The 25,081-nt window shown below is 61.2% G+C and carries 22 protein-coding genes; 10 read left to right on the top strand and 12 right to left on the bottom strand.

Going from position 1 to position 25,081, the window contains the following annotated elements; genetic code table 11:
• The 4 genes from AC07E3_RS08230 to AC07E3_RS08215 all read right to left on the bottom strand — a co-directional run.
• Positions 1-523 (bottom strand): E3 binding domain-containing protein (locus tag AC07E3_RS08230; RefSeq protein WP_478361107.1); only part of this gene is annotated, 523 nt, incomplete at its 3' end.
• A 1-nt stretch (position 524) separates the two neighbouring features.
• Entirely contained in the window at positions 525-1,535 is a 1,011-nt protein-coding gene (locus tag AC07E3_RS08225) for an alpha-ketoacid dehydrogenase subunit beta (protein WP_113153517.1), read from the bottom strand.
• The gene (locus AC07E3_RS08220) at positions 1,535-2,569 is read right to left on the bottom strand and encodes a thiamine pyrophosphate-dependent dehydrogenase E1 component subunit alpha (RefSeq protein ID WP_478361104.1); all 1,035 of its coding nucleotides are present in this window, start codon (positions 2,567-2,569) and stop codon (positions 1,535-1,537) included. The genes AC07E3_RS08225 and AC07E3_RS08220 overlap by 1 nt, the downstream gene beginning before the upstream one ends.
• 111 nt (positions 2,570-2,680) lie before the next feature.
• Complete coding sequence (locus tag AC07E3_RS08215; RefSeq protein WP_478361102.1) at positions 2,681-3,997, bottom strand: NAD(P)H-dependent oxidoreductase; 1,317 nt, start codon at positions 3,995-3,997, stop codon at positions 2,681-2,683.
• 337 nt (positions 3,998-4,334) lie between these two features.
• On the opposite strand from AC07E3_RS08215, the gene AC07E3_RS08210 reads away from it, so the two are divergent.
• Positions 4,335-4,580, top strand: coding sequence for a hypothetical protein (locus tag AC07E3_RS08210; protein ID WP_025030912.1), 246 nt, complete (start codon positions 4,335-4,337; stop codon positions 4,578-4,580).
• Between the two features lie 102 nt (positions 4,581-4,682).
• On the opposite strand, the gene AC07E3_RS08205 is transcribed toward AC07E3_RS08210, so the two are convergent.
• The gene (locus tag AC07E3_RS08205) at positions 4,683-5,507 is read right to left on the bottom strand and encodes a lytic transglycosylase domain-containing protein (protein ID WP_478361121.1); all 825 of its coding nucleotides are present in this window, start codon (positions 5,505-5,507) and stop codon (positions 4,683-4,685) included.
• A 371-nt stretch (positions 5,508-5,878) separates the two neighbouring features.
• On the opposite strand from AC07E3_RS08205, the gene AC07E3_RS08200 reads away from it, so the two are divergent.
• The 8 genes from AC07E3_RS08200 (at position 5,879) to AC07E3_RS08165 (ending at position 16,879) form a co-directional block, all read left to right on the top strand.
• Complete coding sequence (locus tag AC07E3_RS08200) at positions 5,879-7,768, top strand: helix-turn-helix transcriptional regulator (RefSeq protein WP_478361100.1); 1,890 nt, start codon at positions 5,879-5,881, stop codon at positions 7,766-7,768.
• Between the two features lie 131 nt (positions 7,769-7,899).
• Complete coding sequence (locus AC07E3_RS08195; protein ID WP_336071136.1) at positions 7,900-8,931, top strand: ABC transporter permease; 1,032 nt, start codon at positions 7,900-7,902, stop codon at positions 8,929-8,931.
• A complete protein-coding gene (locus AC07E3_RS08190; RefSeq protein WP_336071135.1) occupies positions 8,928-9,803 on the top strand; it encodes an ABC transporter permease in 876 nt (291 codons plus the stop codon). The genes AC07E3_RS08195 and AC07E3_RS08190 overlap by 4 nt, the downstream gene beginning before the upstream one ends.
• Before the next feature lie 2 nt (positions 9,804-9,805).
• Positions 9,806-11,485, top strand: coding sequence for a nickel ABC transporter ATP-binding protein NikE (gene nikE, locus AC07E3_RS08185; protein WP_223005565.1), 1,680 nt, complete (start codon positions 9,806-9,808; stop codon positions 11,483-11,485).
• 29 nt (positions 11,486-11,514) lie between these two features.
• On the top strand, positions 11,515-13,071 hold the full coding sequence (locus AC07E3_RS08180) for a hydantoinase/oxoprolinase N-terminal domain-containing protein (RefSeq protein ID WP_478361097.1): 1,557 nt from the start codon (positions 11,515-11,517) through the stop codon (positions 13,069-13,071).
• Positions 13,064-14,182: a DUF917 domain-containing protein gene (locus AC07E3_RS08175; protein WP_336071134.1), complete on the top strand. Its 1,119-nt coding sequence runs from the start codon at positions 13,064-13,066 to the stop codon at positions 14,180-14,182. The genes AC07E3_RS08180 and AC07E3_RS08175 overlap by 8 nt, the downstream gene beginning before the upstream one ends.
• Positions 14,179-15,264, top strand: a complete 1,086-nt coding sequence (locus AC07E3_RS08170) for a DUF917 domain-containing protein (protein ID WP_478361094.1) — start codon at positions 14,179-14,181, stop codon at positions 15,262-15,264. Before AC07E3_RS08175 ends, AC07E3_RS08170 begins: the two co-directional genes overlap by 4 nt.
• Before the next feature lie 43 nt (positions 15,265-15,307).
• Positions 15,308-16,879: an ABC transporter substrate-binding protein gene (locus AC07E3_RS08165; protein ID WP_336071132.1), complete on the top strand. Its 1,572-nt coding sequence runs from the start codon at positions 15,308-15,310 to the stop codon at positions 16,877-16,879.
• Positions 16,880-17,088: 209 nt separating this feature from the next.
• On the opposite strand, the gene AC07E3_RS08160 is transcribed toward AC07E3_RS08165, so the two are convergent.
• From AC07E3_RS08160 to AC07E3_RS08130, 7 genes are all read right to left on the bottom strand, one after another.
• On the bottom strand, positions 17,089-18,816 hold the full coding sequence (locus tag AC07E3_RS08160) for an FAD-dependent oxidoreductase (protein WP_478361092.1): 1,728 nt from the start codon (positions 18,814-18,816) through the stop codon (positions 17,089-17,091).
• Positions 18,813-19,574: an SDR family NAD(P)-dependent oxidoreductase gene (locus AC07E3_RS08155; RefSeq protein WP_336071130.1), complete on the bottom strand. Its 762-nt coding sequence runs from the start codon at positions 19,572-19,574 to the stop codon at positions 18,813-18,815. Before AC07E3_RS08155 ends, AC07E3_RS08160 begins: the two co-directional genes overlap by 4 nt.
• Positions 19,575-19,585: 11 nt before the next feature.
• Entirely contained in the window at positions 19,586-20,320 is a 735-nt protein-coding gene (locus AC07E3_RS08150) for an SDR family NAD(P)-dependent oxidoreductase (RefSeq protein ID WP_336071129.1), read from the bottom strand.
• Between the two features lie 71 nt (positions 20,321-20,391).
• Positions 20,392-21,513, bottom strand: a complete 1,122-nt coding sequence (locus tag AC07E3_RS08145) for a C4-dicarboxylate TRAP transporter substrate-binding protein (protein ID WP_478361088.1) — start codon at positions 21,511-21,513, stop codon at positions 20,392-20,394.
• A 66-nt stretch (positions 21,514-21,579) separates the two neighbouring features.
• A complete protein-coding gene (locus AC07E3_RS08140; protein ID WP_336071127.1) occupies positions 21,580-22,884 on the bottom strand; it encodes a TRAP transporter large permease in 1,305 nt (434 codons plus the stop codon).
• A gap of 9 nt (positions 22,885-22,893) precedes the next feature.
• Positions 22,894-23,418, bottom strand: a complete 525-nt coding sequence (locus tag AC07E3_RS08135; protein ID WP_478361086.1) for a TRAP transporter small permease subunit — start codon at positions 23,416-23,418, stop codon at positions 22,894-22,896.
• A complete protein-coding gene (locus AC07E3_RS08130; RefSeq protein ID WP_478361084.1) occupies positions 23,418-24,176 on the bottom strand; it encodes an SDR family NAD(P)-dependent oxidoreductase in 759 nt (252 codons plus the stop codon). The genes AC07E3_RS08135 and AC07E3_RS08130 overlap by 1 nt, the downstream gene beginning before the upstream one ends.
• Here AC07E3_RS08130 and AC07E3_RS08125 point away from each other — a divergent pair.
• Positions 24,154-25,065, top strand: a complete 912-nt coding sequence (locus tag AC07E3_RS08125; protein ID WP_478361082.1) for a GntR family transcriptional regulator — start codon at positions 24,154-24,156, stop codon at positions 25,063-25,065. The two genes, AC07E3_RS08130 and AC07E3_RS08125, sit on opposite strands and share 23 nt — an antisense overlap.
• The last annotated feature ends 16 nt before the right edge of the window (positions 25,066-25,081 follow it).

Below are 25,081 nucleotides of genomic sequence, written 5' to 3'. Positions count from 1 at the left end.
CGGCTGCCTTCGCACCGCCATCCTTGCCGGCGGCTTCCACATCGGCCTTGACGATCCGGCCCTTCGGGCCAGAACCGGCGATGGCGGACAGGTCGAGCCCCGCTTCCTTCGCCAGACGGCGGGCGAGCGGAGAGGCGCGGACGCCGGAGGATGCTTCCGCAGTCGCTGCCGGAACAGCGGCGACGGGTGCGGCGGCCTCAACGGGGGCCGGCCCTTCCGCCTTTGCGGGCGCTTCGGCCGCAGCTTCGGCGGGGGCAGAAGCCGGCGCATCGGCCACGGCCTCGCCTTCTTCATAGATCCACGCCACAACCTGACCAACCGGAATGTCGACGCCTTCCTTGCCGGTGATGTTGCGCACGATGCCGGCGGCAGGAGAATCGATCTCCATGGCCGCCTTGTCGGTCTCGATCTCGAACAGGAGATCGCCCTTCTTCACGGTCGCGCCTTCCTCGACAAGCCAGGAAGAAATGCGGCCGGTCGACATGTCCATGTCGACCTTGGGCAGGATGACTTCAACAGCCATGTCAGCGCGCTCCCGTAACCAGATCGCGGGCCGCCTTGACGATGCCGTCGACCTGCGGAACCGTCGCCTTTTCCAGCTCCGGATTGTAGGGGATCGGCGTTTCCGCGCCGCCCAGACGGACGACCGGTGCGTCGAGATAATCGAAGGCCTCGCTCTCGGCGATCATCGCCGAAATCTCTGCGCCGACGCCGAGCGTCTTCACACCCTCATAGACGCACATCAGGCGGGACGTCTTGCACACGCTGTCGATGATCGTCTGGCGATCCATCGGACGGATGCTGCGCAGGTCGATGACCTCGACGTCGATGCCTTCTTCGGCGAGCTGCTTTGCAGCGTCGAGCGACTTGTGCACCATGATCGACGTGGCGACGATGGTGAGATCAGCGCCCTCGCGACGAACGGCAGCCTTGCCGATCGGCACGGTGTAATAGCCTTCCGGCACTTCGCCCTTCATCTTGTAGAGGAGCTTGTGCTCGTAGATCATCACCGGATCGGGATCCTCGATGGCCGCGAGCAGCATGCCCTTCACATCGTGCGGAGTGGACGGCTGGATCACCTTCAGGCCTGGCACATGGCCGAGCCATGCCTCGAGGCTCTGGCTGTGCTGCGCGGCAGCGCCCGTGCCGGAACCGGCCGGGAAGCGCATGACGACCGGCACCGAAACGGCGCCGCCCAGCATGTAGCGCATCTTGGCGGCCTGGTTGACGATCTGCTCCATGGCGAGCGTCGCGAAATCGGAGAACTGGAACTCGAAGATCGGACGCATGCCAGTCACGGCTGCACCGACTGCGACGCCAGCGCCGCCCAGCTCCGAGATCGGCGTGTCCATGACGCGCTCGGGGCCGAAGCGTTCCACCAGATCACCGGTGACCTGGAAAGCGCCGCCATAGACGCCGATGTCCTCGCCCATGAGGAACACGCGCTCATCGCGCTCCATGGCAATGGCCATGGCTTCCTGGATGGCCTGCGCGTAGCTCAGTTCACGCGTGGCTGTCTCGACTTGCGCGTCCATCAGGCCTGCTCCGTGTAGACGTATTTCTCAAGATTGGCGACTTCGGGCATCGGGCTTTCCTTGGCGAACTCGATACCTGCTTCGATTTCCTTGCGAACGGACTCGCGGATCGCTTCGATCCCGTCGGCGTCGATGACACCGAACTCGACGAGCTCGGCTTCAAACGCCTCGATCGGGTCGCGCTCGGTCATCCACTCTTCGATCTCTTCCTTGGTGCGGTAGCGATTGCGGTCGCTCTTGGAGTGGCCGCGATAGCGATAGGTCTTGCACTCGATGAGCGTCGGTCCCTCGCCATTGCGTGCGCGCTCGGTCGCCTCGTGCATGGCCTCGGCCACATCCGACACGACATTGCCGTTGACGATCACGCCTGGCATTGCATAGGCGGCGGCGCGGTCGGCGATGTTGGGAACCGCCGTCGCACGGGCAACGGAGGTGGACATGCCGTAGCCATTGTTCTCGCAGACGAAGACGACCGGAAGCTTCCAGATGGCGGCCATGTTGAGCGCCTCGTGGAACGCGCCCTCATTGTTTGCGCCATCGCCAAAGAAGCAGACGACAACATTGCCGGTCTTCATTTTCTTGGCGGTCAGGGCAGCACCAACGGCGATCGGGAGACCTCCGCCGACAATGCCGTTTGCGCCGAGATTGCCCGTCGACACATCGGCGATGTGCATGGAGCCACCACGGCCACGGCAATAGCCGGTGGTCTTGCCGAAGAACTCGGCGAACATGCGCGAGACATCCGCACCCTTGGCAATGCAGTGGCCGTGGCCACGGTGCGTGGAGGTGATCTGGTCTTCGTCAGAAAGGCCGAGGCAGATGCCGACGGCGCTTGCTTCCTGACCGATGGACAGGTGCATTGTGCCGTGGATCAGGCCACGCATGTAGCTTTCTTCTGCGCCTTCCTCGAACTGGCGGATCAGATACATCTTGCGCAGCGCATCGCGCAGCTTTTCCTGATCGAACTGCCTGTAGATGAAAGGCTGGTTGGCGCCATCCGTTTTCGAGGCGCTCTTTTTGGCCGTGGCCGACATATTTACGCTCCTGTCTAGAGCATTGGACCGAAAAGCGGGAACCGGCTTTCGGTCCAATGCTCCATCAATAAATCAGATCGTCCGTGTGCGCCCGAACGGGCGTGCGGCGATCTAGCCGTAAACGAGCTTGTCCTGACGCGCGCGCAGCTCGGCGATCTTGGAACCGGCCGGCGGGGCAGCGTTGTCGGACGTGATGAGTTCACCCTTCTTGATGGCCTTGGTGACCGTGCCGCCCTGAAGCAGACCGCAGGGGATCGCCCTGGAAGCTCGCGCCTCCGGCACCGTCATGATCCATGCGCGGTAGCAGTACTCACCGATCGCATCGAGCGTCTCGCCCGGCTGCATGTCCTTCTTGGCGACGGCGCAGACTTCCGCAACCGGCTTGTCCAGCGGCACCATGTCCGGCTTGCCGTAGAGAACGACACGGGCACAGGTGAGCGGCACTTCAAGCGAGGTGAGGTGATAGGGACGGTGGAAGGTGAAGTAAGGGCCCTTGCCCATTTTCAGGTCTTCCATGCGTTCGGAAATGCGCGGATGCGACATGTCGGCGACAACGAAGACGCCGGGCGCTACACCCTTGCCGATGGAGTAATCCACCACGCCAACGCGCGACAGCACACCGCCATCCATTTCCGGCACCAGCACGGAGGACAATTCGTCCAGCGTCGCCTTGGGACCATGCATGCCCGGCTTGTCCGGCACGAGACCGGTGGCGTTGGCGATGGCCGCCATCTCGACCATGGTCTTGGAACCGTCGACGAACTCGACCAGCATGCGCACATTCATGTTTCGGCGCGCTGCTTCCTCGGCATAGTCGTCCGGAATCGCATCGATGTTGAGCGGGTTGTTCTTGCCTTTGCCGGCAGCAACGATGGGATGCCCCATGGCCGAAACGAACTCGATCAGCTCCATGCAGGAGGACGGCTCGTCGCCAGCGCCAAGCGAATAGGTGACGCCCAGGCGGTCGGCTTCGCTCTTCAGATACGCACCGATGGTAACGTCAGCCTCGACATTCATCATGACGAGATGCTTGCCGTGCTCCATGGCCCGGAGACCGATTTCAGCACCCACGGCCGGAACACCGGTCGCGTCGATCACGACGTCGATGAGATCGTTCTCGAGAAGAAGATCGGCATTGTTGGTGACGGCAACTTTGCCGGCTTCCATCGCCGCGGTCATTGCGGACTGCGTGTCCGCTTCCTTTGCGTGCCCTTCTTCCTGATAGGCGATATCCACGGCGCGGCTTGCCGCAGGCAGGTTCAGCTCCGAAATGGCGCCGATTTCAATGCCGGGCATATGTGCGACGCGGGTGACGATATCGGTACCCATTTCGCCCGACCCCACAAGGCCTATACGGATCGGCTTGCCGGACTTGGCCCGATCCTCGAGATCCCGGGCAAGGCCGGTAAGCGCAACGTTGGCAGACATTTCTGACCACTCTCCCAGATGGACGTTTCCTCGGTCCGAGGCTTATTGAACATCTGTTTTGGTGTCAATACGAATGTCCATTCTTAGAGTGACCTGCGCCAATCAGCCGACGCCGCCGCGGGTGCGCGCGCCGAAGCAAGCCTGCCCTGAGGGAAAGTGCAGATCGTAACATTCCAGCATTTGTGAACGCTCTGTTTCAAATTTTCGATCTGACGAAACGAACAGGCACTCCCTAAATGAGGAACCAGCAAGGGAATAACCCCATGCTGATAGTAATATCACATATTCCTTGACGGAAATGTGAATGGCTTGTTGAAAGCTATCAGGAGTATTGAAAATGAAAACTGTTCTTTCTGCCCTCGTTATTTCTTCCTTCGTTGCCGCTCCCGCTTTTGCTGTTGAGCCTATTAAAGGTAGCATCAACTTTGATGGACCCTCCCAGTCCACACTCAGCAAGACGCCGGTCGGCTCCGTTCTTCAGCACCAATTTACTTCGAACGGAAAAGATTATCTCGAGATTTATGTTGTTGGCGCAGATGGCCGTCCGGAGCTGGTAAGCCGTTCGGCATCGAACAACAGCTAATGCTCGTAAAATCACTTTGACAAAGGCCCGGAAGTCACTCCGGGCCTTTTTCTTTACCGCTTCATTGGTTCCGGTCAGCCGACACTGCTTTGGAAAACCACGCTATCTGTTGCGCAGGACAACGCATGGCAGGCCGCCCCTGCGGAACCGCTGGCAGACCTGAACGGCATCCGGGCGGCTGTCCGCACCGATGCGCACTGCATAGATTCCACGCCATCCCCGAGACGAACGGACCCGCGTGATGACCGGCTCGTAGTCTTTTAGAAGCGTCGCATGTCTGCGCAGCACCATCTGCCACAGTCTGATCGCCACATCACGGCGAAAATGCCCCGCAACCTGCACGCCCCATGGCTGCGTATGAACACTGGTCATGGCCATGACGGCACGCGCTGAGACGGGCAGATCACGACAGGCCGCATCAAACGTCTTTTCCGGGTGAAGCGGTTCGATGCTGGCGGCCGGCTTACGATCCGAAAACGTGTCGGCTGGCGCACCCAGGATCGCCATCACGTAGTTCTCGGTTTCCAGCGGCAGGAAGCCACCCTTCTCAAGCCAGCGTGATACACGCGCCTCTCCGGCGTTGTACGCGGCGGCAGCCAGGCCGAGATTTCCGAACTTCCTTTTCAGTTCCGCCAGATAGGCAGCCGAAGCCGGGATTGCCTTTTCGATATCGAACGCATCGTCCAGCCCGCGGAGCGCGGCGGTGCCCGGCATGAACTGCGCCACCCCTTCAGCCCCCTTCGGGCTCACGGCATTGGGGTTGAAGCGGCTCTCCTTCCAGAGGAGCCTGGCCAGAAATGCGGGCTCTAAGCGGTTTTCCCGGGCATGCGTCTCGACGAGGTTGCAGACAGAGGCGATCAGTCTGTCTTTCTCGGTCTCTTCAGACTTCTCCTCCGCCCCCGCTTCATGAGCGCCGAGCACAAACAGGCTCAGAATGGCGAGGCACCTCAACCATCGGCAAGGTCGCGCATGTCGCATAGGCCACCCCATTTCTCCAAACAAAGCGTAAGGCGCACGACAAAGGCAGGCAAGGCCTCTGATATCGAACCGGCGGGTGTCCGACCTGAAATTTGCGGGTGGCATTCCGATCGAAGAGGACCGGAGCCGAGATCTACCCCAAACTGAAGGAAGCCGGTGACCGGCGACTTCACCGGCTGTTCGAGCATGGAATCGACCGGTGAATTCCGGGGCGCACAGCTATAGCTTCATCTTGCTACCTGCTGTGGATGCGCCTCAACTTTTGATGCCATTGACACAACCGCTTTGTGGAATCGCGTGTCGAGGCTATACCGCTGTGCATGCGTTCGTCGCTGCCTGATCTCCTCGCCGATCTTGTCAACCTGCTTCCTCAGGACGAGCGGGCACTCGTGTATCGGCTGGCCGATGGGTATCAGGGGTCTCTTGTCATCACGAGCCGCGAGCGCGGGGCTGCACGCAGGCTGGCCAGAAAACTCCCTCGCACATTCCGTTACCATGACAAAGACGGCACGCTTGTCGCCGACCGGAATGTGCTCACGCAACTTAAGAGCGTCGTTGTGCAGGACGGTGACGAAGCGCTTTCCGGAACCGGGACCTGCGTACAGATCGTGGCCGCGCAGGAACAAGGTGATCATCGGCGCGCGCTTGCGCTGTTCGAGGAGAATGGCGGCGTCTATTTCATTCATTTCCATGGAAACGACGCCTGCCTCGATGTCCTGAACCGGTTCCCCAGGGCAATGGTAGATGCCGAGGAGACACTGACGATGGCGCTCGCCATGCACGCGCTCAAGGCCGGCAACGTAACCCACGCCCGATATCTCATGGTGCAGCATTTCGGCGATGAGATGCACAGTCTTGATACCGTCATATCCAGGCGCGAGAGCTACCCGCTGGCAGTGCGTCAGTTCCGCTTTCTCATGGCGATTTATGAAGACCAGCCCATTCCCAACCATCTGCGTGAAAAGCTGTTCGACATGCTGGCGGAGTTCCCCATCGACGATCATCTGCACCGCGGCAGCTTCTACAATGCAATGCTATCAGTCTGCCTGCAGCGACGGGAACTGAACGAGGCCGAGGACATCGCCAAACGCGCACTCTACCACTATCAGCAGGCGCAGGCGCATCTGCTCGTTTTCTACATCGAGCTTCACTGCGTCGTCTTTTCTCTCCAGCGCGGCATGCTTTCGGAAGCCGAGCACCGGGTGCAGGCAGCGCGTGAGGCCCTGGACCGCGTTCCTTTCGGCGTCCCGGCCGACAGGCGGCTCATGTCCCTGCTTGAAGGCGTTCTGGCATATGAGAAAGGCGAACCGGATCATCTGGTTCGCTTCGTGGCTGAGGAATTCGACAAATTCGCCTATGGGGAAATCTGGCCGGCGGTGGTTGAGCTTGCGCTCGTCTATTGTTCGCAGGTGGTCAGCCGTCAGGTGGGGCTAGGTGCCGCCATCAGCTTTCTAGACAAATGGCGCGTGCAGGAATGGCGCTCCCGGCGGTTCAACACGGCGATCACCATGCGTGAGGTCGAATTGCTGCAGAATGCCAATCGCTGGCAGGCAGCGGCAGACCGGCTCATGGCTATTCAGTCGCGCATCAACCTGACATGGGTGGAAACAGCGGAAGAGGCACTGTCACGGCTCGTCGATCCGAACGAAATCGAACTTGCCATGGCCTGGCTGCGCCACCTCATACAGCACCTGCCGCGAAGGCCTCTCCTGCGCGCCCAGGTAGAAGCGTTGCTGCGCAATGAACACATCGGCGAAAGGGATCGGGGGCGCTTGCGGCTCTGGGCAGCATACCTGGCACGGGTTCACCGCGACATGACCCGTGCTCGCCACCTGTTCGCAGCGCTGCTGGACGAACTTGCCCGCATTGGCGTCATCACGCATCTGCTCGGCGATATTGGCCTGGTGGATGCGCTGGTGGACGACAAACGGGTGGGCCCACAGGTGATTTCAACCGCCGAGCGACGTGCAATACTGCGCAAACTGCACGGTTTTGCACCGGGACGCGAAACCAACTCAACGGTGCTCACCCCGCAGGAACTGCGAGTGCTGCGGCTGGTGGCCGAAGGCGGCACCAATAAATTCGTTGCCCGACAGCTGCGTCTTTCGGAAGTGACCGTCAAGTTTCACCTCACCAACACCTATCGGAAGATGGGCTGCCGGCGTCGTGCAGAAGCCGTCGCAGCGGCGCGCTCACTCGGGTGGCTTTGAAGCATAAACCTATACCAGATTGATCAAAACCTAGACTCTTGAGGCGTTGCGATAGGACGCCTCGCAGCCGCAGGATACTCCAAACAAAGATCGCACCGCCTCAGGTGTGGCGTTTCGGGGATCAAGGCTGCATGCAGGAGAACTATCTCTACACATTCGCCAAACGCATAGCCGGCTTCGTCGGCGTGCTGTTCGTACTTTCGCTGATGATCTTCATCCTTGCACGCGTTGTACCGGGCGACCCCGCGCGTATCGCGCTGGGTCCCAGTGCTTCCCAGGAACAGGTCGATGCGATGCGCACAGAGATGGGCCTGGATCGGCCGCTGTTCGAGCAATATGCGAGTTACGTGACCAACGCTGTGCAGGGTGACCTCGGACGCTCCCTGATCTCGGGCCGTCCCGTCAGCACCGAAATCGCGAGCCTGCTTCCGGCAACGCTGGAACTTGTTCTCGTCACGGTGATCCTGATGGCAGTGCTGGCGATTCCACTGGGCGTCATTACGGCGCGCTATAGAAACACCTGGATCGACAATACGGGGCGGCTGTTCTCCATCGTCGGCGTGACGATGCCCAGCTTTCTCTTCGCCATCCTTCTTCAGCTCTTTGCAGCGTACTTCCTGACCGACTGGCCGATTATCGGCCGGATGAATCATGCCCTTTCCGCCCCCACAGGACCAACCGGCCTGCTTCTTGTCGATTCGCTGATCCACGGACGTTTCGACGTGTTCGTGGATGCATTTCAGCGCATACTTTTCCCTGCGCTCGCGCTGGCGATGTCCGGCATCGGTCAGATTACCCGCATCACGCGCTCGGCCATGATCGAAAACCAGCGCCGCGATCATGTCCTTACGCTTCAGTCCTTTGGTGTTCCTGACCGGGTTATCGTCTTTCGCTACCTTCTAAAGCTGTCTTCCATCGCACCGCTCACGATCATGGGCCTCGAATTCGCTTCGCTTATTGGCAATGCGTTTGTGGTCGAGCTCGTTTTCTCCTGGGGCGGGTTCGCTTCATACGGATTGAACGCCATCCTGCAGAAGGATCTGAATGCCGTGATGGGTGTGGTTCTCCTCTCGGGCCTGTTCTTCATCGTCGCCAACATCGTCATCGACATCATCCTTCTCATGGTCGACCCGCGCCTTCGACTGAAAGGGGCGCGCTCATGACCTCCGGCAGGCCGCCCGAACTCGAAGCTCTCACGCCGCGCTACATGGCGTGGTATCGCTTCACACGCAACCCAACCGCCGTCATCGGGGCTTTGATGGTGCTGTCCGTTTTGCTGCTGGCGGTGCTCGCACCTTTGATCGTGCCCTATCCCGATCATGTGGGCGCGGCCGTCAATTTCCGCGCCCGCCATGGATCGCCCGACCTGACGCACTGGCTTGGCACCGACAAGGTCGGGCGCGACATCCTGACCCGCGTGATATTCGGCTTCAGGGTTTCCCTTTTGCTGGTCTTCGGCGTTTTGGCGGTGGCTGTTCCCCTTGGTGCGGCGCTTGGCCTTGCGGCCGGCTATTTCGGCGGCTGGACCGAACGGCTGATCAGCGGGCTAACCAATGTCATGCTGGCCATTCCGCCCCTCGTGATGGCACTGGCGATCGGAAATGTGCTGGAGCCCAATCTCGTCAACGCGATGATCGCCATCACGCTCCTTTGGTGGACGTGGCATGCGCGGCTTGTCTATCGCGTTTCCAAATCCATCGCCGCAGAAGACTTTGTCGAGGCAGCGCGGCTTGCCGGTGCAAGTCACTGGCATATCCTGACGCGGGAGATTCTCCCCAATTGCATTTCTGTCATCTCCGTCAAGACGACACTGGACGCTGCATTCGTCATCCTCTTCGGCGCCACGCTTTCCTTTCTGGGCCTGGGAGTGAAACCCCCGACCCCAGACCTCGGCTCCATGGTGGCTGACGGCCGTCAGTTCCTGCCGGAAATGTGGTGGGGCGTTCTGGCTCCCGGCTTCGCCATCTTCTACGCCACCCTCGGCTTCAACCTGCTGGGCGACGGGCTCCGCGACATGTTCGACGTGGAGGTATGACGATGACCGCGCTTCTTGATGTTTCCGGTCTGAATGTTGCCTTCCAGACCTATGGCCGCCGTCACCACGTGTTGCGGGATGTGTCGTTGATGATCCCGCAGGGTGGTCGCGTCGCGCTCATCGGGGAAACGGGGTCGGGAAAATCGGTCACCAGCAAAGCCATCCTTGGAACGTTGCCGCGCAACGCACGGGTGGAAGGCGGATCGATTCATTTCCGTGGCGACGATGTGCTGACAATGCCGGCAGCACGACGTGACGCGCTCAAAGGCACGGCCTTCTCCGTCATCATGCAGGACCCGCTCTCCTCCTTCAACCCGGTCTTCAAGATCGGGAGGCATCTTGATGATGTGCTCTACCATGCGGACCGGCGACTCGGACACAGGACGAGCCCATCGGAACGCCGGAAGCGCATTTTCGAGGTTCTGCGCCGCGTTCAGTTGAATGATCCGGAGCGTATCGTTTCCGCCTATCCATCCCAGCTTTCCGGCGGCATGCGCCAGCGCGTGCTAATCGCACTTTCCCTGCTGCATCAGCCCGAACTTCTGATCGCCGACGAGCCAGGCACCGCGCTCGACGTGACGACGCAGGACGAGATCATGAAGCTGATCAACCGTCTCGTCGACGAAAACGGCCTCTCTCTCCTGATGATCACCCACAATCTCGGCGTCGTGCGGCAGATGGCCGACGATGTCTACGTGATGCGCCATGGTGAAATCGTCGAACACGGAAGGCTGGGCGAACTCTTCTCCAGTCCGCGTCAGGCCTATACGCGTGAACTGCTCGATGCGATCCCGCCGCTGTACGGCGCGAGGGTCGAAGACCAGAAACCTGCGAACGCTGATCCCATAGTGGAGATGCAGGGCATCACCAAGATATTCGAGCAGAAGCCACTGATCGGTCGGCGCACGCGGCACGTTGCCGTATCGGATGTGACACTTTCAGTGCGACGCGGCGAGGTCTTCGGTCTGGCTGGCGAATCCGGTTCAGGCAAGACCACCGTGGCACGCATGATCATGGGGCTCATTGACGCGTCCCGCGGCACCGTCACCGTGGATGGAAAACCGGTCGCCGACGAACGCGGCAGCGAAGCCTTCCGGCGCAAGATCCAGATCGTTTATCAGAACCCGGGCACCTCATTGAATCCGAAACGGACGGTCGGACAAACACTTACCGTCCCGCTGGCTTTCGCGGGGCTCCGCGGCAAGGCGCTGGAAAGCCGAATCACCGAGCTTCTCGGCCTGGTTGACCTCCCCGCCAGCTATATCGGCAAATATCCACACGAGCTTTCCGGCGGGCAGAAACAGCGCGTGGCCATCGCCCGCGCGCTCGCTGCCGACCCCGAGATCATTGTTCTGGATGAACCGACCTCCGCACTCGACGTCTCGGTCCAGAAGAATGTCATCGCGCTTTTGACACGTCTGCGCGAGGAACTTGGGCTTACCTATCTCTTCATCTCGCACGACCTGTCGCTAATGCGCAATTTCTGCAGCCAGATCGCGATCATGCTGCGAGGCGAGATCGTCGAGGCGGGTGAACCACGCAGGCTCTTCCAGGATCCGCAGCACCCATACACCCGAGCACTTATCGCCGCCGTACCGGTGATCAGCGACGAAGAAGAAGCCCACAAACCCCGCGTGAGCGATGAGGAGCGACGGCGCTACCTCGTCGACACCGCGGCCTGAGAACCGATCAGAAAGGCAGGACCAGAACTATGTATCGTCTAGGGATCGATGTTGGCGGCACGAACACCGATGCGGTGATCATGCAGGGCCGCAATGTGCTTTCCGGCGTCAAGGCCTCGACCACCGAGGACGTCACCTCCGGCGTGCGCGAAGCTATGGAAGCAGCGATATCCAGGGCTGGCGTTGACCGCTCGAAAATCTCCACGGTCATGATCGGCACCACGCATTTCACCAATGCGGTGATCGAACGGAGGCATGTAAACCCTGTAGCTGCCATTCGTCTCGGACTGCCGGCAACCGCCTGCCTGCCCCCGATGGTAGACTGGCCCGGGGATCTGCGCGAGGCAGTCGGCGGACACGGCTATCTGGTGCGCGGTGGTTATGAATTCGATGGACGTGAGCTCGCTGCCCTGGACCTCGAAGAAATCGACCGGATCGCCGACGATATCAATGCAAAGCGTATCGGCGCTGTGGCAATCACATCCGTGTTCGGGCCGATCAATGCGCATATGGAAGAAGAAGCCCGCAAGCGGCTCCTGTTGAAATGCCCCGACATTCCGGTGGTTCTTTCCAGCGAAATCGGCCGGATCGGCCTTCTGGAGCGCGAAAGCGCTGCCATCATGAATGCAAGCCTGCTTCAGCTCAGCACGCGAACGGTGGAAGCCTTTGCAGGCGCTCTGAAATCGGCCGGTCTCCACTGCCCGTTCTTCATCACGCAGAATGACGGCACGCTGATGGGTGCGGAAACCGTGAAGCGCTTCCCCGTACTCACCTTCGCATCGGGTCCGACCAATTCCATGCGTGGCGCCGCGTTCCTTACCGGCGTGCGCGACGGCATTGTCGTGGACATCGGCGGCACCACCACCGACATCGGTTCACTTCAGCATGGTTTCCCTCGGCAGGCGGCCACGGTGGTCGATATTGGCGGGGTACGCACGAACTTTCGCATGCCCGACGTATTCTCCATCGGACTGGGCGGCGGGTCGCTCGTGCGCGAGACGGGCGACGGGATCACCGTGGGACCGCAATCTGTCGGCTACCGGATCACGCGAGAAGCCCGCGTCTTTGGCGGCGATACGCTTACCACGACCGATATTGCCGTGGCCCGAGGCGAAGCAAAGGTGGGCGACCCGGCCCGGGTCGCCGGTCTCGACCCGGCTCTGCTGGAAGCAGCCCGCGCCGAAATGACCAGCATGCTGGAGCGAGCCATCGAGCGCACACGTCTTTCTCCGGATCCCGTGCCCGTCATAGCGGTCGGCGGTGGCTCGATTCTGATGCCGGAGCAGATCGGCGACCTGAAGGTCATCCGGCCGGAAAACTTCGCCGTGGCCAATGCCGTTGGAGCTGCCATCGCGCAGATCAGCGGAGAGGTCGACCGCATCTTCTCGCTGGAGAAAGGACTGACGCGCGAAATCTGCCTCAAGCAGGCCGAGGACGAGGCGCGCGAAAAGGCCATCCGCTCCGGTGCCGTTGCCGACACAATCGAGACCATCGAGCGCGAAGATGTGCCACTGGCCTATCTGCCCGGAAATGCGACCCGCATTCACGTCAAGGTCGTCGGCGAGATGGGAGGCTATGATGCTTGATCGTGCAGACGGCAGGTGGCGCCTTGACGAAGAGATGATCGAGGCGCTGGAGATCGGCTCCGGTATTCTCGGCACAGGCGGCGGCGGCAATCCCTATATCGGCAAGTTGCGGGTGCGCCAGGCCCTGCGCGATGGCCATGTCATGGAAATCATCCCCCTGGAAAGCGTCCCCGACGAAGCCCGCATCGTCGCGATGGGTGGTATCGGCGCACCGCTGGTCTCGCACGAACGCATTAAGGAGGGGCGCGAAGGGTTGCGCTGCGTGCGGGCTCTCGAAGAACGGCTTGGCGTCAAGGTAGATGCCATTGCCTGTGAGGAGATCGGTGGCCAGAACTCCATGGAGCCATTGATTGCCGCTGCGGTTGCCGGCCTGCCCGTGGTCGATTGCGACGGTATGGGACGCGCATTTCCGGAAATGCAGATGACCACCTACGCCATCTACGGACATCGCTCGACCCCGAGCGTGATGTGCGATCCCCACGGCAATGTGGTGATCTTCGACCATGCCATATCCGAGCTCTGGCATGAACGAATGGCGCGGGCCTGCGTGGTTTCACAGGGCGGGGCCTCAACGCTGGCAAGCGCGCCGATGTCCGGCGAATTCATCAAGCGTTATGCCATTCCGCATTCCTACAGCAAGGCGATTTCACTTGGAAACGCGGTTCTTGACGCACGGCGCGAACACCGTGATCCGGTCGAGGCGATCTGTCAGGCCGAGCGTGGTGAGGTGGTGTTCCGCGGCAAGATCGTCGATCTCAAACGTCAACTGGCTGGCGGCTTCGTCCGCGGAGAGGCGATCATCCAGGGTTTCGACAGCTACGAAGGCGACCAGGCTTCCATTCACATTCAGAACGAGTTCCTGATCTTTTCGCGCAACGGGCAGATCGAGGTGATCGTTCCCGACCTGATCGTTGTTCTTGACGCCGATAGCGGCGAGGCCATTTCGACCGAGATGCTGCGCTACGGCCAGCGCGTGGCCGTGCTCGCCCTTCCCTGCCACCCGCTGCTGCGCAGTCCTGAGGCCCTCGATGTTGTCGGCCCGAAGGGGTTCGGCTTCGATGACATTACCTTCAAGCCGATGAGTGCGGATGACACGGGAGGGTCAGAATGACATCTTTTTCCGTAACCGCAGACGATATGGACGCCATCGCTCTTGGCGGCGCTTTTCTCGGCACCGGCGGAGGCGGCGACCCCTATATCGGCAAGCTTATGGCCAAGCAGGTTATTGCCCGGCATGGTCCCGTCAATGTCGTTTCGGCCGACGAATTGCCAGATGACGCGCTCTGCATCCCCGTCTGCATGATGGGGGCGCCCACCGTGATGGTCGAGAAACTGCCCAATGGCGATGAGGCGCGCGAGGCCCTCAGTCAGCTCGAGACCTTTCTGGGCCGCAAGGCCGATGCCCTCATCTGCATTGAGGCCGGCGGCCTGAATTCCACCATTCCCTACGCCGTTGCAGCGGCCACCGGCCTTCCGCTGGTGGATGGCGACGGGATGGGGCGGGCATTCCCCGAATTGCAGATGGTGACTTTGACCATACACGGCGTTTCGGCAACGCCCATGGTACTCGCCGATGACAAGGGCAACAGTTCCGTCATCAACGCGATTTCCAACCGCTGGACTGAAAGGCTGGCGCGTTGCCAGACCGTGGAGATGGGTGGCGCTGCGCTTGTCGCGCTCTATCCCATGAGCGGGGCCGAGGTGAAACGCAGCATCCTTCACGGCACCATGTCGCTGATCAAGGAGATCGGCGAAACGATGGCGGCGGAGCGCAAGGCAAGCCGCAATCCTGCGGCCGCCCTTTTGAAGCGCCTGGACGGCAAGCGCCTGTTTACAGGCCGCGTCGTCGATATCGACCGACGAACCGCCGGGGGCTTTGCCCGCGGCAAGGCTCTGTTCAAGGGGATCGACGAGGACGAGGGACGGTCCTTTGAAGTCGAATTCCAGAACGAGTTCCTGGTCTGCCGCGACGATGATGGCCTGCTGGCTGTCACACCCGATCTGATCTGCGCGCTCGACGCCGATGGCGGCCTTCCCGTCACCACGGAGCAGCTTCGCTACGGGCTGGCGGTCAATATGATCGGGCTTGCCTGTGATCCGCAATGGTCGACCCCCGAGGGGCTTGAGCTCGTTGGGCCCCGATACTTCGGCTACGAGCATGACTACGTGCCGCTGAACCAGATGTCCCGGTGAGAAGGACGCAACATTGATGGAACCAGAGAAGAGGAACAGGACAATGAGACTTTTGAAACATGCGCTGGCCGGTGCGGTTCTCGCTGCCACCACAGCGTTGACTGCGCCGGCTGTGGCTCAGGACAAGCTTTCGCTCGTCGTCAACGTTGTGCAGATTTTCGGTACGGTCGACCCGGCAAAGATCACCGACTACACCGAATATATGGCTGCCGTGAACCTCTATGACGGCCTGACCACAGTGAGCAGCGGCGGCGAGGTGGTTCCTCAGCTCGCCGAAAGCTGGGAGGTGTCGGACGACAACCAGACCTACACGTTCAAGCTGAAGCAGGATGCGACCTTTCAGGATGGCAGCCCGGTGGAGGCCAAGGATGTTGTCTATACCCTGCAGCGCCTTCTTTCGCTGAACGAGGGTCCGGCCTATCTCTTCTCCGATCTTGTCGATCCTGAGAACGTCAAGGCGCTCGATGACCATACGGTGGAGATCCGGATCAACCGCGTCTACGCGCCGTTCATTTCCATCACGCCGCTGATCCTCGTCGTCAACTCCGACGTCATGAAGGAGCAGGACGGCGAATGGGGCGAGGATTATCTTACCGAAAACAGCGCCGGCGCCGGTCCCTACAAACTCAATGGCTGGACCCGTGGCGCCGAAATGATCATGCAACGCTATGAGGACTATCACGCCGGCTGGGCCAGGCAGCGTCCGATTGACGAGCTGCGCTTCGTCGTCACGCGTGACGAGGCCACTGTCCGTGCCCTTGCCCAGCGCGGCGAACTGGGTCTCTCTTCCCAGTATCAAAGCACCGAGACCTACAAGGCCATCGAGGCGCTCGACAATTACAAACTCATTGAGGCGAGCACGGCGACCGGTTTCTATCTCAAGGTCAACAACCAGATCGCACCGACGGACGACGTTCACATCCGCCGCGCCATCGCCTATGCGCTGGACTATGCGACCATCCGCGAGGTGATCTATCCCGGCGGCGAGATGAAGAGCGTTCTTTCCTCGCTGTTCTCCGAAGCGCATCTGGACGAACTGCCCTCCCCCGAATACAGCCTCGAGAAAGCCGCCGAAGAAGTGGCCAAGTCGAAATATGCCGGCGACAAGCCGATCAAGCTCGGCCACGCCTACGTCGCCAACACGGCATTCGAGGAGGAGATCGGGCTTCTTTTCAAATCGACGCTGGAGACCATCGGCTTCGAGGTAGACCTTCAGCCCGAACCCTGGAACCGCATCACAGAACTGGCAACGAAGGTGGAGACGACGCCCAACACGGCCCAGGTTTTTTACGGACCAACCTATCCGTCGCCAGACTCAGTGCTTTTCGTACAATACCACTCGCGCGCGGCGGGAACCTGGTCCTCGATGTCCTGGGTCGAGGATCCCGAGATCGACGCCATGATAGACAAGTCGCGCGCGACGGTCGACGAAGCGGCGCGCAACGCGATCTACAAGGACATTCAGGCTCGCCTGCACGAAAACGTGGCGGAAATCCCGCTCCTCACACAGCTCAAGCGCATGGCCGCCCACTCCTGCCTCCAGGGCTATGCGGAAGTCCCCATGCAGAGCTGGGATTACGACTTTTCGCGCATGTGGTGGTCCTGCGAAGGCTGATAAGGCCTTCCGCGCATTCGGAGGACGATCTGCGATTGCTACAGAGTCCTGATTGAATGGCCTGGGTACCACCCTTGCCGCCTGCAGCTCCTGCGCAAGCGGGTTGTTCAGGACAGGCTGGAGCCGCTCTTGCACTTCGGGCGGCTCCATTCGAGCAATTCCGAGAAGAGCGAAAACGCTATAGCGGGAAGAACGACGAAGTCAGCGGATCAGGAAATGGGGCGTTGCCTCGAGCCGGTCGCAGCGTGTCGCCCGACGATGTAGCCAAAAGTGAGCGCCGGGCCGAGCGTGATACCGGCACCGGGATAGGCCCCGGCCATGATTGAGTTCATGTCGTTGCCGCAGGCATAGAGACCGGCGATGGGCACCGCATTTCCATCCAGCACCTGCCCATGGGCATTCGTCGACAGGCCGGTGCTCGTTCCGATGTCGCCGGCGAACAGTTCAATGGCGTAATAGGGGGCGGTGTCGAGCGGACGCAAGCATGGATTGGGGTGGTTCTCGGGATCGCCCAGATAGGTCTGGTATTCGGTCGAGCCCTTGCCGAAGGCGGGGTCAGAGCCCGCTCCAGCGGCGGCGTTGAAAGTCTCGACGGTCTCGGTCAGGACCGCCGGCGGTGCGCCAATTCGCTGCGCGAGCTCGGCGAGTGTGCGCCCGCGCTTGAGATATCCTGAGCGCAGGTGCGAACCAATGGGCGCGGGGAACGGCCGCACAGCACCGAAACCGTAGCGCCGGAGCGCCCGGTGATCGCAGACAAGCCAGACCGAATGGTGGCCGGTGGCGATCATCGCCTGGACGAAATCGTGATAGGATAGCGCCTCGTTGGCGAACCGTCTGCCGTCCTGGCCGACGGCGATCACGCCGGGCTTTGCGCGATCAAGGAAGAGATGCGGGAATGGCCGCGCGCACCCGTCTCCCGGCAACAGGGAGACCGGCGCCCAGAAGGCGGCGTTGCTATTGGTCTCGACCAGCGCCGCGCCGACGCCGAGCGCGGCATCGATGGCGTCGCCAGTGCTGGCCTCGGGAGACATGGAATAGTGGGGTGCCCCGGCGCTTACATGCGGCATGATCCCCCGCCTTTTGCGGATATTCTGCGGAAAGCCGCCGGTGGCGAGAACGACACCGCCGCGCGCGCTGATTATGCGCTCTTCCCCCTGGTGGGCAACACGCACGCCCTGCACGGCATCACCGTCGTGCACGAGACTGACGAGCGCAGTCTCGAGATGCACCGGGATACCCAGTTCGATCACCGTTTCGGCAAGGCGCCCTGCAAGAGCCTGGCCGAGCACCAGCCGGGTGCCACGCTTGTAGGAAAGACGGTCGCGCGCGTGACGCGCGAGAAGGCGCAGCGCGTAGAGCGCCGATTTCACCGAACGGGTCATCTTGAGGAAATGGCCTATATCGATGCGGTTGAGCATCATGCCGCCAAAAACCGTGAAATCGCCGATCGGTGGACGCAGCCTGTCGAGATGGGCTCCCAGCCGACGCCCGTCATAATCGCGTGCATCAATCACGCGTCCGCCAAGCGCAGCCCCCGGCAGATCCGAATGATAGTCCGGCGAATATGCGCGGTGCTCGAACTGCAGAGCGGTATTCTCCTCGAAGAAGCGCACCATCTCCGGACCGGCATCGAGGAAGGCGTGGACCAGCTCGGCATTCATGCGATTCCCGGTTTCCGAGGCCAGATAGGCGAAGGCGGCCTCTTTGCTGTCGGTCATGCCCGCGTCACGCATTTTCGGATTGTCGGGAATCCAGATAGCGCCGCCAGACACGGCCGTCGAACCGCCATAGTGCGACGACTTCTCGACGATGGCGACGTCCAGCCCACCGAGCCGTGCGGTGATGGCGGCTGCCATGCCGGCCGCACCGGAGCCGACAACAATCAGGTCATAGCCCTCTGCAAACACCGCTCCGGACGCTGCCCGGTTACCGCTCATGCAGCGTCTCCCTGGCGCGGATAGCGCCCGACAGCCCAGCCGCCGTCGACACGCAGTGTTGCGCCAGTGATGAAGGCGGCCTCGTCACTGGCGAGAAAGGCGACTGCCTGGGCGACATCGCCCGGCAGCCCGACCCGACGCAGCGGCGCCTGCTCGACGAAAATATGCCTTCGCCAGGCTTCCCTCCGAATGCGCTCCGCCGTAAGCGGCGTTTCGATCAGACCGGGCGCGACAGCGTTGACACGGATGTTTTCCGGGCCGAAATCGGTCGCCATCTGACGCGTCAGGCCATCGACCGCCGCCTTGCTGGTGGAATAGCCGGCACTGCCGGTGGCGCCAACGATTGCATAGATGGAAGCGATATTGACGATGGTCCCACCGCCGCTCTGACGCATTGCCGAAACAGCGAATTTGCTCAGCGAAAACAGGGCCAGCACGTTGATCTCGAAATAGCGGCGAAAATCCTCCTCGCCGGTCTCGTCGGCCCGCCCGCCGCCACCGATGCCGGCATTGTTCACAAGGATCGACAGCGGACGCCCCTCCAGCCTTTGCCGCAACGTGTCGGGCAACGCGGGATCTGTAACATCCGCCGTCACCGTGTCGATGTCTGCACCAAGTCGGGCCAGGCCCGCTGTGTCGCGGTCGACGGCCAGCACCTGGGCGCCCTGACTACTCATGAGCTCTGCGATGGCGAAGCCGATACCCGAGCCGGCACCGGTAACGATGGCGGTTTTGCCGGCAAAGCGGCTGGTGTTCATGATTGATCTCCTCAAAGTCCGGTCGCGCCGCCCAGCGAGCGTCCGCCGTCGACGAGCAGCACTTGCCCGGTGATGAATTCCGCCTTGAGTGAGCCAAGAAAAGCCACCGCGTGTGCGATATCTTGCGGAGCACCGAGCCGCCCCATGGGCTGGAGTGCGCGCAAGCTGTCCAGATCCGTGTCCGAGCGCGCCTTCAGCATGGTCGTCTCAATGACGCCCGGCGCGACCGCGTTGACGCGGATCTGCCGCTCGGCGAGCTCCAGCGCCATGGCGCGGGTGAGTCCGGCAACCGCCGCCTTGGAAGCCACGTAGTGGGCGTAGTGGCGTGCGCCGAGCATAGCGCGCGAGGCGATGTTGACGATGGCGCTGCCCGGCTGCATGTGCTGCGCGGCCTTTCTCGACAGGTCGAACAGAGCCACCAGATTGACATCGTATATGCGCCGGAAATCACCGGGCTCGAGGTCGAAGAAAGGTTTCACCTCGAAGAGGCCGGCATTGTTGACCAGCAGGCGCGCAGCACCCACCTCCACAACCAGCCGGTCAACCGCCCGTGAGTCGGTGATGTCGAGCGCCACGGCGTGCGCCTTGCCGCCAGCCTCTACAATGCCGCGGGCCGTCTCTTCAGCTTTGCCGCCGTTCAGGTCCGCGACAGCCACGCTGTAGCCCTCTTTGGCAAGCACCGAGCATATGGCTGCGCCGATACCGGCGCCGCCACCGGTCACAATGGCAATGGGATCGTCAGACATGGAATGGGTCCGTTGTGCGATGCGGGGGAGAAGGACGGCGGGCGAAGGCTGGTCCACCCGCCCGGTCTCGTTCAGTTCATGCCGAAGGTGTTCTCGTCGATTTTCGCATAGAGATTGTCCTGCAGCACCTTGGCAATCGCCTCGGAATCCGTCCGGTCAACGCCTTCCAGCAGGCCCTTCCATTTCTCCTGCAGCATCTGGAACTCGGCGATGAGATCGCTCGGGTCCTCAACGCCCCGGTCGGTTACAGATTTCTGCGCCAGCCCCTCCACGAAGCCGTTCTGGAAGCCAACCAGCTTGGCCGTCAGGTCTTCTCCAGGCTCGATGATTTCCAGACCGCGTTCTCGGGATCCTTCAAGCGCAGCGTTGACACCGACGTGATAGGCGACCTGGGCGCGGGCGTTGCCCATGGCCATATTGTCGAGCAGGACGCGACGCTGCTCAGGCGACAGCCCTTGCCAGAAGGACGGGTTGAGCACGTAGTTGGCACCCATAACGACCCCCATGGGCAAGCGGGTAACAGACTTCGCCACCTCCCAGAACTTGTTGCCTTTGTCGAGATTGGTCGGGTCGGACATGGTGCAGTCGATCGAGCCGCGGCTCAGGCCGGAATAGACATCGCCGATAGGCACTGAGACCGGCACTCCGCCGATCGCCTCCACCCAGGCGGTCTGCGCGCCGCCGGCGGTGCGGATTTTGAGGCCCTTGGCGTCGTCAAGCACACGGATCGGCTTGACACAGACGAAATTGTAGACCGGTGTCGAATAACCGCCGGCGAAAATGCCCCCGTTCTTTTTCCATTCGTCGATGATGCGGTCATTGGTCATGCCCATTTCGGTGTAGGCAAAGGCCGAGGCTATGTCGTCGTCGGAGACAAACACCAGATCGTTGAGCACATTGTTGAGCGGCAGTTCCGATGGTGTATAGCCGGGATAGACAATACCGAGCGACGCCACCCCGTCGCGCACTGCCTGCATAGTGGCTTTGGCAGGCACCAGCGACCCGCCCGAGTAAACTTCGAAGGAGATGTCGCCACCCGTGGCGTCCTTCACCTCGGTTGAAAACTTCTGATAGGTTTCCTCGTTGAGGATGTGGACCGGCGTCATCCAATTGGTCGCCTGATAAGTATCGGCGACGGCAGTGGAGATCAGGAGGCCACCCGAAAGGGCCGTCAGAACAAGCAGTTTCTTCATTCTCTCTCTCCCAGTTTCAGGCGCCTGTTCACGAGCGCCTTTGCGTTTGGCGATTGGCCAGTGGGCTCAGTTCGCCATCAAAGCGGGCAGCCACAGGCTGATGGCCGGGAAGGCGATCAGCAGGGCAAGGGTGATCAGGTCGGCCAGGATGAACCATGAGACGCCGGCAAAGATCGTGCCGAGCGATATGGTGCTGCCAAGGCTTGAGCGGATCACATAAACATTCATGCCGACGGGCGGGGTTACCAGGCCGATCTCCAGGAGTTTGACCGTGAGAATACCGAACCAGATCAGGTCTATGCCGAGCACACCGAGCAGCGGCGCCAGCACCGGCAGTGTCAGCAGCATGATCGAGATGCTCTCAAGGAAACAGCCGAGTACCAGGTAAAGCGCACCAATCAGCAGAATGACCCAGATGGTGCTATAGCCTTCGAGTTGGCCGGTTACCCACACCGGTACGGTTGACAGGGCAATAAAGCGGGCAAACAGCGCAGCTCCGACAACGATAATGAAGATCGCCGCCGTGCCGAGTGCAGTGTCTATCAGAGCGCGGCGCATGACCCGGGGTGTCAGCTTGCGGCGGGCAGCGGCGATGAGACAGGCAAGGAAAGCACCGATCGCGCCGGCCTCGGTCGCCGTGAAGATACCTGAGAAAATGCCGCCCAGAACGCCGGCTATCAACACCGGGAGCGGCCAGACCTCTCTGAGGAGCGCTAACTTCTCGCGCTGCGAATACGTCTCGCTGAGACGCGGCGCGAGCTTCGGATTGAACAGGGTGCGAACCGTGATCATGGCGATGAACATGCCGCCCGACAACAGCCCGGGGATCAGGCCGGCGATGAAAAGGGCGCTGATCGAAACATCCATCATGAGCCCGAAAACGATCAGCAGGACGCTCGGCGGAATGAGGGAACCCAGTGTACCGGCTGCGGCGACAGAACCAGCTGCCAGGGATGGGGCGTAACCGGCTTTCAGCATTTCCGGAATAGCGATGCGCGAGAAGGCTGCAGCGGTCGCCACACTCGATCCACTGGCCGAAGCGAACAGTGCGCTGGAAGCGACTGTCGCCGAGGCTAGACCTCCGGGAACGCGGTTCAGAAATACACGCGCCGCAGCATAAAGGCCCGTTGTGAGGCCGGCTCCCGAGGCCACATACCCCATCAGCAGAAACATGGGCACCGCCGAGAGATTCCAGTCGCCGACCAGCTCATAAGGAACCGCCTTGGCGATGCCGATGGCTGGCATGATGCCGAGCATGACGTAGATGCCGGCAATCGCCACCCCACCCATCGCAACGCCGATAGGAACGCGAACGCCGATCAGGATCAGGGTGAGAACGATGCCGATAAAACCGATATCGAGACGATCCATGACGTGGCCTCAAACGGGATCTGCGTGCTGGGGATGAGTGTCGTCCTTTACCGTACAGCGCCCGGTGACGATCTGGCCGAGACGCACGATCAGCGCCAGGCACGCAAGGCCGAGCCCCAGCGGCAAGAAGAACTTCGTCGGCCAGATAGTGACCTTCCAGGCGCCTTCGACAATTTCGCCGATCCGCCAGGCATGCACTGCAGGTCCCCAGGAAAGCCAGGCAATCGCTCCGTAGAAGACCAGCGACAGGATGGTTCCCAGCATCACCATCCCCCTTTTGGTTCGCGGCGAGCCCATCTCGTAAAAAAGCTCCACAACGATGGGACCGTTCTTCACCTCGAGCCAGGCGAGAGGCAGGAAGACAACGGAAATCATATAGTAGCTTGCAACCACCTCGGCGGTACCGGGGATGGGCGCGTTGAAGACATACTTGCCGATCACGTCGGCGGTGACATGCAACATCATCAGGGCCAGGGCTAGCGAGGCCAGCGCCGCCAGCAGCGCGCTCAGCCTGTTGATGAGCGTTTCCAGCATCATTGCATCCGATAGCCGCCGTTGATGTCGATGGTTGCGCCGGTGAGATACGCACTGTCGGGGCCTGCCAGAAAGGCCACTGCGCCGGCGACATCGTCAGGTGTGCCGATCCGGTTCAGTGGGATCGAGCGGGCGATCTCGCCGTCATCGGAGGGATCGAGCGACAGACGCAGCATCGGCGCGTCGATCAGACCCGGTGCCACGGCGTTGACTGTCACGCCGATCGGCGCAGCCTCACGCGCGGCCGCCTTGACGAGACCGAGCACTGCGCTCTTGCTGGCAATATATGCGGAACTCGAGCGGTAGCCACCGAGCTGCGCAGCCACAGAGGAGAAAGCTATGAAACGGGCGTGGGGGAGTGGTGCGCTTGCCCGATGGCGCAGATACTCCCGGATCAGCAGGAACGTGCCTGTGCTGTTAACGCGCTGAGTACGCTCCCATTCGTCGACTGCGGTTTCAATGATTGGTCGGCGCTGGCCGTTTTCATCGAGGATCAGCAGGCCGGCCGCCGCCACCATCACGTTGACCGGCGCTATCTCCCGCTCGACCCGGGCAAGGCAGTCGACGACGGCATTTTCGTCGCTGACATCAAGCGCAAGGCCCACATGCCCCGCGCCGGGCAGCGTGGCAGCAAGCTGTTCAGCGCGCTCCGCGTCAAGATCCGAGGCAGCCACATGAAAGCCGTCCTTCGCCAGTCTTGTTGCGACAGCGTTACCGATCCCGCCGGCCGCGCCAGTGACGAACGCCAAAAGCGCCATCAAACTCCTCCCTTGTCCTCTCATCAGCATGAATGGATACATTTTATCGGACAGTCAAGCCATATACGCAGTATTATCGCATTTTTGGATACATTCTTTTGGTTTTGCGCTTGCCTCTGCTGAGGAAGTCAGCCATCTTGCAGCCATGACCGATCACAACTCGCTCCCCAACAGCACCCCCGATGTAACGAGCGCCGATCTTGCCGCCACATCCATCCGCGAGATGATTCTTGAAGGGCATTTCATGCCTGGAGATCGCCTGCACCAGGATCAGCTGGCCGAAACCCTGGGCGTCTCGCGGACGCCCCTGCGCACCGCCCTCGCTCGCCTGGCGCAGGACGGACTTATCGACTACGAACCCAACCGCGGGTACCGCATCCGCCGCTTTCTTGTGACTGACATCCGCGAGGCTTTCACCGTACGGGCCAATCTGGAGGGTCTGGCCTGCCGGCTCGCTGCCGAATCCGGGATGAGCCGCTCGGACCGTGATCGCCTGATGGCACTGGTGGAAGAGGGTGATCGGATTTTATCCAATCGCGTTCTCGATATAAGTCAGCTTCCAGCGTATCGCCGGATGAACGTCGAGTTCCACGAAACGATCATCAATGCTGCCGGCAACCGCTGGATTGGCCGCTTCGTACATCAGTCTCACAACGTACCGCTGGTCTCGGATCGCGTTATTCTGTGGGACGATTTCGGCGTCATTCACCGCTCTCACGACGATCACCATCGTATAGCGAAGGCGCTTGCCGACGGAGATGGCGTGCGCGCACAAAATCTCATGAGTGAACACGTCATCTACGCCGGCCAGCTTCTCGCAGACCGGCTTGAGGCCGATCCTACCGCCGCGCTTCGCCATGCCTTTCAGGACAGGAAGGCGGAACGCTGAATTTCCTTCCGTCAGC

The sequence above is a fragment of the Nitratireductor lacus genome, from assembly GCF_056431025.1.
Note: the sequence above shows the minus strand (reverse complement) of the source record. Positions and strands in the feature narration are given on the sequence as shown.